The sequence below is a fragment of the Colwellia demingiae genome (assembly GCF_007954275.1).
GTDB lineage: Bacteria > Pseudomonadota > Gammaproteobacteria > Enterobacterales > Alteromonadaceae > Colwellia > Colwellia demingiae.
Window position 1 is genome coordinate 179,935 of sequence record NZ_VOLT01000006.1, and the last position, 13,451, is coordinate 193,385.

Consider the following 13,451-nt stretch of genomic DNA (forward strand, 5'->3'; position numbering starts at 1 on the left):
CTGAACATGCGTTGATGTCTGCTTGTATCCATATCACCCCTCCTTTTAGCTCGGCTATTGGCACTGTCTTTTTGAGACCTCTGTTTTAGTAATATCCGACTATTCAAAAGGATTAATTTTCAGGACTTTGAATGAAACCTCTATTCGGTAAGGTTGCACTTGTTACTGGAGCAAGCCGTGGTATTGGAAAAGGTATTGCGCTTAGCTTGGGCGAAGCAGGCGCGAAAGTCTATATTACGGGAAGAACTGTCGAGGAAGGGAAATCTGCTTCATGCCTGTCCGGAACAATCCACCAGACAGTTGAAGAGGTCATTAAATTAGGGGGAGAATGTGTGGCTATTCAATGTGACCATAACATTGATTCTGAAGTGGAAGCCGCGTTTAATCGTATTAATGCAGAGAATAAGCGACTGAATATTCTGGTTAATAATGTTTGGGGTGGTTACGAACATTATACTGATGGTACCGAGTTCTGGCATGAAAATGGATTTTGGACTGTACCAATTTCACGTTGGGACGCTATGTTTCAATCTGGAGTTCGAGCCAATTATATATCCAGCGTACTTGCTGTACCGCTATTAATGCAGCAAGAAGATTCCCTTATAATTACTCTTTCATTTTTCGCCGCTCAACGTAATGACAAAGGAGTAGCATACGGTACTGCTAAAGCCGCCTCCGATCATATGGTAGCGTGTATGGCAGAAGAGTTACGAGAACATAATATTGCTGCTGTTTCTCTGTATCCTGGCCTTGTACGTACTGAGTCGGTAATGAAAGCTGCAAAGCATTTAGATTTATCCAATTCTGAATCACCACAATTTATTGGACGGGCAGTTGTAGCACTTGCTAGCGATACTGATATCATGAAAAAATCGGGACGGGTATTGGTTGCCGCAAAGCTTGCCCAAGAATATGGTTTCACTGACATCAATGGAGAGCAACCACGCCCTTTAACGGCACAAGACGTTTAGTGTTTAGATCTGGACTTAACCGGACTAGTAAGTCACTGAAAAATAGTAGTAAATCCGTACTTTAATGAAATATTAAAGCTATATAGTTTAAGTTATTAAAAGAGAATAGAGTCATGGAACCACGTATCAGCATCATCACGTTAGGTGTAAAAAACCTAAAAAAGTCTTTTGATTTTTATACAACTCTTGGGTTTCCATCATCGAAAAAGCCTGAAGATGGTATTATTTTTTTTAAAACTAGTGGTGTGTGTTTAGCTTTATACCCTTTAGATGAACTAGCAGAAGATGTATTTCCTAGTCTTAATTCAAATCCTTCAGGATTTTCAGGTGTTACATTTGCTCACAATACTCGATCTAAAGTAGAGGTAGATTCTATATTGGAATTAGCCAAGACTGCTGGTGGCAATATCGAAAAACCAGCTAAAAATGTTTTTTGGGGGGGCTATAGTGGTTACTTTTCAGATCCAGATGGGTATTTATGGGAAATAGCATTTGGTGATTGTTGGGAGTTCAATGAAGATGGAAGTCTAATCATAAAATAATGATCTAAAAACTGGACGTCATCAATACAAAAACTAATCAACTTTATAGCACTAAGTAGAGACTACAACGACTAAAAAACCTGCACTATAATATTTACGTTTTGGAGCGAAATTCAAATGATTTTTAAGATAAAAACTACCTTTCTACTTTTAGCATTACTATTTTCAGTATCTAGTAACTCTCATGCTAAAAATAATGATTTCACTTGGCCTAAAGGGAATAAATTAGCTGTAAGTCTTTCCTATGATGATGCCCTAAACAGCCAATTGGACAATGTGATTCCTGAGCTGGATAAATATAATCTAAAAGCATCCTTTTATGTCATTCCAAACTCCCCTGTGATGAATGCACGAATGGGGGAATGGAGAGCAGCAGCAAAAAATGGCCATGAACTAGGAAATCATAGTATCTATCATCCATGCAGTGCCTCACTACCAAATAGGGAGTGGGTTCAAGAACATCATGACCTTGATAATTACAGCGCCTCACAAATGGTTGAGGAACTGACAATTGCTAATACCTTTCTTAAAGCTATTGATGGCAAAACCGAACGTACTTATACCGTTCCCTGTGGTGATTTACTCGTCGGTGGTGAAGAGTACCTCAGTAAAGTAAATCATCTTTTTACTGCGATTAAAGGTCACGGGGCTGACAAAAGGTTTTCTCTTATATGGGATCCAACAAATTCAACAGGAAAGGAACTAATTGATTATATTAAAAATATCCCTTCTGAAATATTATTAGTGAATATTATTTTTCATGGTGTGGGGGGAGATTATTTATCTGTTTCATCCGAGGCTCATGCCGCGTTATTAACTTTCTTAGCGAATAATCAGGATGCCTATTATGTAGATTCATATATAAATTTGATGAAATATGTAGGTAACATGGAATAATTATTTCATGAATGTATGCAGACTCGGGAAATTTACCCCCCTTAATATCAAGTTTTAAGTGCAACAAAAGTCATTAACGATACAAAAACCAATCAACGTAATGAATTCAATTAACAGGCCGAGACCAAGCCTCAATTAATTAATTGAGGCTTAAGTATATAGTCAATATCTTCCAGCCACTCTTGATAACATTTTATAACACCCAGTTTGTAGCCATTTCCTCGATATAATTAACTTGATTACTAACACTCATGAAAATAGAGCTATTGATACGTCTGCAAGTTTAAACCTTATAAATAGTAGCTATATACCCATTACCATTCAAAGTGCATGTTTCAGAGTGCTTAAGCAATTTCAATTCAAGGCGCTGTGATGAAATAATGGTTATTCAGGAGAATATGCTCCTGCATTCTCTAATAAGCCACATCCATGTAGCGCCATTATAAGTCACAGCAACGATGAAGTGATGTTGCTCAAGCGCTTCTATGATGGACTTAAAATCACTTTATACGTCGTTAAATAATTAAACCATAGAATGACTATGCTTAAATTATCTTCCTTGCCTAAAGTCATTTTAATTCCCACTGAAATCCTGCACTTTGATTGGTAACGGGTATATATTACGCTTGTTGTGCTTCATTGAGCTCACCATGAATCTGCTCTACCCTTTTATTATCAAGAACATACCAACGCATCACTAAAGCTACTAGAATTGAGCCAATTGCAGGATAAAGAGTAAAGGACAATAAGATCCCTTGCTGAGTCGCCTCCGTCTGTTCAACATCGGCTTGGTAGCCATAATAAGCAAGCAACCAACCGGCAAAAGCGCCACCAAAAGCGACACCCAGCTTAATAAAAAACACCACGGCAGAATAAACCATTCCCGTAATACGAACACCTGTTTTCCAGTGGCCATAGTCAATGGTATCGGCCATTTTGGCCCATAACAGTGGTGTCGCCATTTGTAAAAAGAAACTCCAAAGGAAAAACAATGCAAAGGCCATGATGTCATATTCTTTAGGGACAAAATAACTGATGATACATATGAATGCTGCGATTAATTGAAGCGTTATATACGCTTTGATCTTACAAACTTTTTTGGCAAGGGGTTGAGCCAAAGCACACCCTAAAATACTACCAATCATTCCGAGTGTAATAAACAAAGTTATATGCTGTTCGAGATTAAGAACATATTTCACATAATAAATAGCTAAAGTCGCTCTTAATACTTGTCCCGTTAATAAAAAGAGACCCGCTAAGCATAAGATTCGCCACTGGTCATTTTTCCAAAGTGATCTTAAGTCATCAAAAAATGACGTTTTTTGCTCTGCGGGCGTGGAGACCCTTTCATTAGTGCCACTAAAGCATAATAAAAATAACACCACACCTAAAAGACTCATCGCCATCATGGTTAATTGATAACCTTTGGCTTTATCACCTTCACCAAACCACTCAACTAACGGAAGTGTACTGGCTGCGACAATAAGCCCGCCTAACATGCCTAAAACAAAGCGATAAGATTGCACAGAAACACGCTCAGAAGGCTCTGCTGTTAATACACCGCCTAATGCAGAATACGGGATATTAATCGCCGTATACGCAATCATAAGTAAAGTGTAGGTGGCAAAGGCATAAACAACTTTTCCATTATAGGAAAAGTCCGGTGTAGTAAATGCCATGACTGAGATTATGCCAAAAGGCACCGCTAACCATAAAATATAAGGCCTAAACTGTCCCCATCGGGTTTTAGTTCTATCTGCCATAGCCCCCATTAAGGGGTCAGTAATCGCATCAAAAAGTCGAACCACTAAAAATAAAGTACCCACCAGCGCGGGAGAAAGACCAACGACATCGGTATAAAATATCAGCAAAAACATCATCACTGTTTGAAAAATGATATTACTGGCAGTATCACCTAAGCCATAGGCAATTTTTTCTCGTATTGTTAACATAAAATCTCACTTCTAATTCTTTGGTATGATGATAGTTGAATTAATGAATTCAATACTTGGGTGATATTACCATCATACTTTTTTCGGTTATTTACCATGAAAGGTAAAGCTGAAAATACTGTTGTCTTTTTATCATTATTGTCACTGTTCGCCCTGACACTGGAAGAGATTAAGCATCAAGCTGTTGTTGCTCTATTTTTCAGCAATACTGCTTAAATACTGAAACCTGCATCTTGAAGTAGCGCAGGTCTCAGTGTTCATCAACACATCAATTAGGCTTTAGAATTACAATATTGATCTAAGTATTGTTTATGCGTAGGTAGTGATTTGACCGTTTGCTCTATCGAATTTTTAATACCATTTAAAAACATGTCTTGTTCATTCGTTGACATCATATCAGCTATTGGATGGTGATTTTGTGGGGACAAACCTTGCCCTAACATGACTTGAACCCAAGAATTCTCAGCAAATAAATCCCATGGTGCTTTAAAGACATAACCATGTTCTTTAAATAATTCAATACGATGACTCAATGAACTTGGAACATCCATTTTGCTACAATAACGCCAAAAAGTTGAATCGTTTCTATTGGTAACATGGTAATGCAAAATGATAAAATCTCTAATGTATCGAATTTCTTCTTCAGATTGATAATTATATTCATTTATTACTGAGTCAGTTATCCCCATCTTAGGGAACATTTGCATCAGTCTAATAATACCTCGTTGAATTAAATGTATACTGGTAGACTCTAAAGGCTCAATGAAACCACTTGATAAACCTAAGGCTACACAGTTTTTATTCCAATGTTTTCGGCGCTGGCCGGGGGTAAATTTAATAAATAAAGGTTTCTTTAATGTTTTACCTTCAACATTTTCAAGCAACAGTTTCTCAGCGTTTTCATCATTCAAATATTTACTACAATAGACGAGGCCGTTTCCTGTTCTATTTTGTAATGGAATCTTCCATTGCCATCCAGATTCATGGGCAATAGAACGCGTATAAGGTTTAGGCTCTTCAGTACTTTCTGTTTGCACTGCAACAGCGCGATCACATGGCAGCCAGTGTGACCAATCATCGTAGCCAGTATGTAAAGCTTGCTCAATCAGTACACCTCTAAAACCCGTACAGTCAATGAATAAATCACCTTCTATAGTTACGCCTGAAAGCAAGGTAAGAGATTTTATAAAACCTGATTTCTCATCGATATTCACTTGCTCTATTTTACCTTCTATTCTTTTTACGCCATTTTTTTCAGATAGTTTACGTAAAAATTTTGCGTATAATGTTGCATCCATATGGTAAGCGTATTTCAAGCCACTATTTGGCAGGTGAGCGAATTTTTCATTTAGTCCAGCTTGGAGTTCTAAGCAATATTCTTCATACTTTGCCTGATAGCCTTCTTTTTTACTTCGATTGTAAAATTGTAAAAATGTTGTTGCCCAACAATCCCTACCAGTAGTGCCAAAAGAGTGAAAATATTCGCTATCGTTATCTTTCCAATTTTCAAAATTGATGCCGAGTTTAAATGTTGCGTTTACACTACTCATAAATTCAGCTTCATTAATCTTTAACATTTTATGAAATGTTAACAGAGGGGGAATTGTTGCTTCGCCAACACCAACCGTTGATATTTCATCGGACTCAACTAAGGTAATATTTAAGTTATTACCAATAAGTTTTGCTAATGCTGTTGCAGCCATCCAGCCAGCGGTTCCTCCGCCAGCAATAACAACATTTTTTACTTCTGATAGATTATTCATTTGTAATTCCTTACTAATAGCGTAAACGTTTAATTAGGTAATCTTTAAACTTTCGTAATGCTTTTTCACTTTGAGGATTGAGCATCCCTTTTGCATGTTCTGGAATGTGATCTAATGGCGTCGCTTCAAAAATATAATATTTAAATAAATTGAACCAAATATCTTTTTTATCTTTTGGCAAGTTCCTAAGCGCCATAACGGCATAAAGCAAAGCGTTACCAGACTCATCAGTAAGATGGTCGGTGGATGACCACCAAAATGTGGTTAACAAATTAAAATGTGCTAAACCTTCAACATGGTGCCACCACATACTGGGTAAAAATAGTGCATCACCCGCTTCTAATTCCGCAACTTGGGCATGTGCTAATGCTTGTTTGAACTTAGGGTATTTAATAAAATCGGGTTTTTTAAAGTCAACTAGGCTTATTGATTGTCCCGCAGGGGTGAAATCAAGTGGGCCAATATAAAGGTTTTCAATTTGTTCTGGTGGGAATAACGTAAAACGTCTTTTGCCATAGATATTACAGGCTATATTATTAGGTACATCGTAATGGGCAGGTATTGTACTTTCATTGCCCATCCACATATTCATAGCGGGTGATTTACCTGCTATATGAATATTGTTTTCTTTTCTTAAGTTGGGGAAGTATGCATCTACAGGTGTTGTACCCATATAATAAAGAGAAGGAGGTGTATCACCTTGGGACTTATTTATTTGTCCAAACAAGTCTGCTAATGACATTTTATAGGCTTTGCAGTTAAGCGCTGTGAGTGCTTTGTTATAGAATATGCGCCCGTCAATATCAGGTGCTCCGCAACCAACGACTAAATCTTGGCCACTAGCATATTTCAAAAGATAACGCTGTAATGCGGCTTCAGATTCTTGCCCTTTTTTAACCATGGGCCAATCTTTAATAAAGCCCTTTAAAATAAGTGGCTGTTTTGATTCGATTATAAAAGAAGGAACATCACAAGCAGATATACCCTCTACACTGGCAATTTTTTTAAGAGTTCCTAACATTTTATTTCTCTACGTTGTTTGTAATAACTTGTTTTTTCTTTTGATTAAATCACCCATATTTAGAAGTGATGCTATTGCCATATAGAGTGGTTTTAAAAAGCCCTTCTGACTTAATTCAGCCAGCTGTTGAGATGTTAAGTTATTTAATGATTCTTCATTGATAGTATAGAATCCAGATAATCTATTATGACTTTTATCGTTAAGTTCTATATCAAAAACAAATTTTTCTAGTAAGTTATACTCATTTAAGAAGTTTAGAAAATCTTGACTCTCTGCAAAACCTTTATCTATCTCTCCCAAAACGTCGCCTATATGCTCTATAAAAGGAGTCTTTTGACCAAACTCTGTGAATATGCTCTCACCTCGTTCTTTATTAATTCTAGGACTATCGACATCAAGGTGGATAACTCTTTGTTTTTGTACCTTGCCATTTATTTCTTGGTTCTGAAAACCAATTAAGAAAGGTTGTGCCTTAATTGTATGAGGAAGGTAACCACAATCCCAATCGCCATTAGTTAAAAATAAATTTTCTTTCTTTTCCAAGCCAAGTAGTGCGTATGATTGAAATTTTTCTGTTGCTTCATCTTTATGAAAAACAATAGGATAATAAGCTTGAATATCATAAAACTCATTAGGAAAGGTAAGTGTAAGCATTATATTATCGCCTAACTCAGAGCTTCTTTGTGTATCAACCTTTAAGCTTCTATGTTGTTCATTATTCAACATTTGATGATTTGACATAATGTATCTCTTTTTTATTTGAAATATTACGCATAAACAATTATCTATAAACAGTAAAGCATAGACATATTTAGTTTTAATTGATAAAAAACCGCCCAATGGCGGTTTTTTAAATTATAAAGACGTCGTTAGAAAGTATAGCGAGCGCCGATATTGTAACGAGGACCTGTTTGAATAGCATTTAACAGTTCGTTTCTGCTACGGCTATACATACGTTGAGTTTCATCTGTTATGTTAATTCCTTCAAAAAACACAACTAAGTCTTCACTGATGTTATAACTCGCATTGATGTCAATTTGTGAGTATGACTCATTGATGCGCGGGTTATTAAGGTTGTTGTCAGTTTTCACTAAGAATTCATCACGCCAGTTATAAGCGATACGAATTTGTATGCCATTTTTATCGTAAAATGCGACTAAGTTGGCAGTATCACTTAAGCCAGGAAGGGCAAATTGACTGTCAAAAACGGTTGGGTCATATTCAGCATCACTATCTACGAAAGTTAAGTTGGCTTGTATACCAAAGCCACTTTCAAGTGCATGTTGGAAAGCTATTTCAAAACCATCGATAGTAGCATCACGCTCATTAAATGGCACAGTGACATCAAACTGAATTAGTTCATCTTCGGCAACAGAGTGTATTTGCCCTGTTGTGGTTCCGCTTGCGTCTACGCCGGTTATGGTGCTTGACTCTGGATAGTTATCAAAAATATATTGTCTAATGGCAGTATTGTCACTACTACCTACGGCAGCCATAGCTTCATCAAAGCGAGGTCCACTTGTAGGACTTCTAAGGCCGAATAATTCACTTTTATTTTTCGTTGTGCCAATGAAGTTTTCTATATCTTTTCTAAAATAACCTACAGACGCATAACTTCCTTCGTCAAAGTACCATTCTAATGATAAATCAACATTGACAGACTCAAAAGGAATTAAGCCCGGATCACCACTGCTAGCTGTCGCAAAACCTTGTCTGATTTCACCAATACCAACACCACCTCGAATATTATTGTAGGTAGGTCTTGAAAGTGTTTTACCGAATGAGGCTCTTGCTACCCAATCATCATCAATCTCTAAACTGATATCAAGGTTAGGTAAAAAGTTATTATAATCGCCATCAAAGTTAGTAAAGGCGCTTTCTCCAGTATCAACTGTTGAAAATTCATTGTTAGAAACCCAATCCACACCTGTGTATGCAGGTACCATTGCGCTTGCTTTAACATCAGTTTCTTCATAACGGAAACCCGCAGATATATCTAAGGGCATATCTGCAATTTCAAATTCCATATTTATTTGAGCATAAATAGCAGTATATTCTTCTGATATAAGTTCGTCAGTTGTCCATTGTTCATTCACACAAAAACGATCTGCGCATGGCCAAATACCAGGCGAAACTTCGTTATTACTATTAGCTGGCGCAGCATAAGAGGCTACTTCATTCGATGCATCGACAAAACTAAAATTGTAAAACAAGTCAAAAAGGTCAATTGTTTCTCCTGCCGCGTTAGTTCCTGTACTTGGTAAGTTATCTAATTGAGAAGAGCTGCTACCCGGCGTAAACAAACTATCGGTAACATCATCTACACTGCCTTCACCGCCCCAAGTATCTCGCTGAGCCGTCATAATCGAAGCTCTAATATCATTCTCAGTTTTTGAGATACCAAAATCTACACTCGTGATAACACCCTCATCAAAAACGTATTGCCCTCTTAACTGAATTTGAGACAAATCATTTTCAAATTGGCTGTTTCTTAAAGAACTACCTGTTGTAATTAATTCAGCGGGACTGCCTGTTAAACCGTCCAATTGTGAAATAGACATTACAGGGAAGTCAGGCCTAAAATCAATCGTGGTACTCTGACGAGAGTTAACGGCATACTCCATAGTTGAGCTATTACCGTAAGGGCTATCTGCTTTCGATTTTGCTGAAGAGTCGTGATAATCAAGTTCAAATCTTAGGTTATCAGTAGCTTGCCATTCTAGATTTAAACCAATTGATTCATTGGTATTTTTTGAAGCATCTGATGACGTAGAGAATGATAAATCAGGACCAGCGCCTGAATGCCAAACAACAGGAGAGTGGTTTGTGCCTGTTGTAAATTCATTTAAGCTGCCATCAATAGTTTCACCTTCCCAAAACCAAGCACCAATGCCGTTTGATGTAGACTCAACCGTTTGTTCTGAAAAAGTATAATCAGCAGTAATAGTGATGCGGTCACTTGGAGCATATTGAAAAACAAGTTGTCCATTATCTCTGGTGCGATCAAATTCGGTAAAGTTGTAACGAAATTGTTGTGGACGGTTGAATGTATCACCATCTTCCCAGTCCGTATTATTGATACCGCCATTCCAGCCATCAACGGGGGCAATGGCTTGAGTATGCCATTGTGGAACAACAGCCTCTTTAGTTGCACCATTTCTTTCTTGGTGACTAAATGAAATACCAAAACCAATGGTATCATCGGCAAAAGTATTACTATAAAGACCTGAAATTTCAGGGGTGACGCTATCACCTTCGTCAGTTGACTGGTCCATCACAGCTTTGACCCCAAGAGACGCTTTTTGTCCTGGTGTATTAAGTGGTCTTGCTGTCAAAATGTTGATAGTTGCACCGATACCGCCACTTGACACTTCTGCTTTAGCAGTTTTATAAACTTCTACACCGCTGACAGCTTCAGAAGCAAGATTAGCAAAATCAAATGAGCGAGAGTTACTAATGACAGTAGATTCAAGGTTAGACGAAGGCATTTGACGGCCATTTAAAGTGACTAAGTTGAAGTCTGGACCTAAACCACGAACAGTAACTTTAGAGCCTTCACCGTTAGATCTGTCAATTGATACACCAGAGATGCGCTGTAATGATTCAGCTAAGTTAGAATCAGGAAATTTACCCATATCCTCTGATGATATAGCATCAACAACACCTTGTGCGCTACGTTTGATATCCATCGCTTTGACTAAGCTACTGCGGATACCTGTGACGGCTATTACTTCAACGTTTTCTTTATCTTTTAAACTTACTTCTTCTGCTGATAGTGCAGGTAAAGCAGTTGCTCCAAGTATCAGTGACAAGCTCGTTGCAATTCTTGTTTTAGTAAATGTTTTCTGGATCATATTAGTTCCCCTTGATGCTATTTATTCAACACCTTATAATTTATGCGTAAACGAATGTGTTCTCTGAGCTGACACTATTTTTAATCAAATAATATTCATTAATACAATAAATCGTACATATTGCCCAAATATGATACTACTCTTTCAAAATAGAAAACCTATGCCTTTACGCTCAAACGCCCCCTTTTACAAGGTAAAGTGGACTAGTTAAAAAAAGGGCATTTACATCTATTAAGCCCCATATTTATCCCTGTAGTTAAGTTTAAAAAGTCATTGATTATCTTTGGTAATACTTTTTAGGACCGTGCCAATGTTAGTACTATGGTGAATAATATTGAGGTTAGATGGAATGTTTTCGCTGTAAACTTAGGGGGTATTATGTTTACGCTTAAGCTTTTCAATACATTTTGAATGTATTATGGAGACAGAGTTTATGAGTGTTTCAGTAGGGATAACACAGTGATTGTTCTATTGAACAAGTAGAAATGAATACATATACCCGCTACCATTCAAGATGCATGTTTCAGAGTGCTTGAGCAACATGATGGGCTTAAAATAACTTTATACGTCGTTAAATAATCAAAGCATATAGTGACTATGCTTAAATTATCTTCCTTGCCTAAAGTCATTTTAATTCCCACTGAAATCCTGCACTTTGATTGGTAACGGGTATAGTTAGTGTGATTGTTATAACTGCATACCCAAGTGACTTTGAGTATGCATTATATAAGAAGCTTTACGATGAAGTATTTAATTCAACGTTCTGTATAGGTTCGTCATCATCGACGGTCATTTTTCCACGTCGAGCTTCTAGAGCTTCTCGCACTTCACGCGCTTTATCTTCAGTTAATGGATAAGCCATTATCATCCAAATAGCGATTAACGAGGTTATTATCGGGATAATCACATCGCATAAACGCATGAAGAAAATAGTGTCTGCTGACTGTTGGCCTGCTAATGCAACATCAAATCCTGTCGCATTGAGTAGAAAACCACCTGCAGCGAGTGCTACAGCCATTCCGAGTTTTACAACCCACCAATAAATTGAGCCAAACATTCCCTCTCGTCTTTGTTTGGTATTCAATTCATCAAGATCACATACATCTGCAACCATAGATCCCATTAAGGTGAACAATCCACCTAGACCAAAAGCAATAAAAATTGAAGGGATTAACAACAACATCGGACTTTCTGGTGTATAGCAAACCCATTTAAGTGCATAACCAATAATAGAAACACCTGTCGAGAAAAAGAAGGCATTACGTTTTCCCATTATGGTAGATAGTTTGGTGACAAGAAAAATAACACAAAATGTTGATATTGCTGACACCGTTCCAGCCCAGCCAGCAAATTCAGCACCTAATGATTGATCACCACCAAAAACATAATAAATAATGACGTAAGTTTGAAACGAAGAGACCAACATAAAACCGTTAAATACTAGAAAGGTTGCAGCGCATAAATAAAGAAATGGCTTAAATTTAATGGTTGTTAAAAAGCCCTTGATAAAGTCCTTGAAGCCAGCTGGGAATTCTTCGTTAGCTTCATTTTTATCACTTGAGCTGACATTCAAACTTTCTTTGTTTGTTTTTTCTTCTTGATGTTTTGAACGTTCTTTCAAAAATATAGCGGGTAAAATCCCAACACAGACAGTAAAAACGCCAATAATAATAGCTAACCACCCTGCTCCTTCAATCATATCTTCAAATAATATATCATTTTGCATAAACCATAGGAACCAAGGAGCCACTAACCAAGCCATTTGTCCCATGAAATTTTGTACCGCCATGAGCCTAGTTCGTTCATGATAATCAGGCGTTAACTCATATCCCAAAGCTACCCAAGGTGTTGCAAATACGGTATAAGCTAAATAAAAAATGATTGAACCAATCAAAAAGAACCAAAAATAAAAATTTTCACTTTGATCTCGGGGAAGTTGCCACAGTAAAGCAAAAATGACTGCAGCTGCTATAGCGCCAAAGAAAATATAAGGCCTGCGACGACCCCATTTTGATTTAGTGTGGTCAGAAATATAGCCCATTAAAGGATCTGTTATCGCATCAGTTAATCTAGGCAAGGCACCAATAAGACCTACCAAAACAGGGTTCATCCCTAAACCAAGATTCAAGACAATAAGCATACCGCCAATCGCAGCACCCAATAAATTATTAACAAATGCCCCTAAGCCATATATGAATTTTTGAACAAACGGAATCTTATCTCTATCACTTGTTTCTACAGTATGGGCCATATTTTTATTCCAATATTAATTTTTATGAGTGCTATGCTAAAATTACACCTTGTTCTCCGAGCATAATTGAACAAAAAACACATTATATAGATAAGAAAAATACTCAATACTAAAACGATGAGATGACCTTCAAAAAACGGTGAAATGGTCAATAATGCTATTTAATACAAATATGAACACCTAGAAACGTAACGCCACTA

Annotated in this window: 9 protein-coding genes; 3 read left to right on the forward strand and 6 right to left on the reverse strand. The window is 37.2% G+C overall.

Translation table 11 applies throughout. The annotated features are described in order from the left end of the window. Nucleotides 1–131: 131 nt before the first annotated feature. The 3 genes from ESZ36_RS13310 (at nt 132) to ESZ36_RS13320 (ending at nt 2,410) form a co-directional block, all read left to right on the forward strand. Nucleotides 132–971: an SDR family NAD(P)-dependent oxidoreductase gene (locus tag ESZ36_RS13310; protein WP_146788795.1), complete on the forward strand. Its 840-nt coding sequence runs from the start codon at nt 132–134 to the stop codon at nt 969–971. Nucleotides 972–1,084: 113 nt separating this feature from the next. Beyond that, the gene (locus ESZ36_RS13315) at nt 1,085–1,513 is read left to right on the forward strand and encodes a VOC family protein (RefSeq protein WP_146788796.1); all 429 of its coding nucleotides are present in this window, start codon (nt 1,085–1,087) and stop codon (nt 1,511–1,513) included. Nucleotides 1,514–1,630: 117 nt separating this feature from the next. After that, nucleotides 1,631–2,410, forward strand: coding sequence for a polysaccharide deacetylase family protein (locus ESZ36_RS13320; protein WP_146788798.1), 780 nt, complete (start codon nt 1,631–1,633; stop codon nt 2,408–2,410). 620 nt (nt 2,411–3,030) lie between these two features. On the opposite strand, the gene ESZ36_RS13325 is transcribed toward ESZ36_RS13320, so the two are convergent. The 6 genes from ESZ36_RS13325 to ESZ36_RS13350 form a co-directional block, all read right to left on the reverse strand. After that, nucleotides 3,031–4,362, reverse strand: coding sequence for a glycoside-pentoside-hexuronide (GPH):cation symporter (locus ESZ36_RS13325; RefSeq protein WP_146788800.1), 1,332 nt, complete (start codon nt 4,360–4,362; stop codon nt 3,031–3,033). 272 nt (nt 4,363–4,634) lie between these two features. Beyond that, nucleotides 4,635–6,125 (reverse strand): tryptophan halogenase family protein, encoded by a 1,491-nt coding sequence (locus ESZ36_RS13330; protein ID WP_011044487.1) that lies wholly within the window; start codon nt 6,123–6,125, stop codon nt 4,635–4,637. Nucleotides 6,126–6,138: 13 nt separating this feature from the next. Then, the gene (locus ESZ36_RS13335; protein ID WP_146788802.1) at nt 6,139–7,146 is read right to left on the reverse strand and encodes a cupin-like domain-containing protein; all 1,008 of its coding nucleotides are present in this window, start codon (nt 7,144–7,146) and stop codon (nt 6,139–6,141) included. Between the two features lie 9 nt (nt 7,147–7,155). Then, the gene (locus ESZ36_RS13340) at nt 7,156–7,887 is read right to left on the reverse strand and encodes a SapC family protein (protein WP_146788803.1); all 732 of its coding nucleotides are present in this window, start codon (nt 7,885–7,887) and stop codon (nt 7,156–7,158) included. A 128-nt stretch (nt 7,888–8,015) separates the two neighbouring features. After that, nucleotides 8,016–11,000 carry a TonB-dependent receptor gene (locus ESZ36_RS13345; protein WP_146788805.1) on the reverse strand — a complete coding sequence of 995 codons (2,985 nt, stop codon included), beginning with the start codon at nt 10,998–11,000 and terminating at the stop codon, nt 8,016–8,018. A gap of 736 nt (nt 11,001–11,736) precedes the next feature. Beyond that, the gene (locus ESZ36_RS13350; RefSeq protein ID WP_146788807.1) at nt 11,737–13,251 is read right to left on the reverse strand and encodes an MFS transporter; all 1,515 of its coding nucleotides are present in this window, start codon (nt 13,249–13,251) and stop codon (nt 11,737–11,739) included. Nucleotides 13,252–13,451 lie beyond the last annotated feature (200 nt).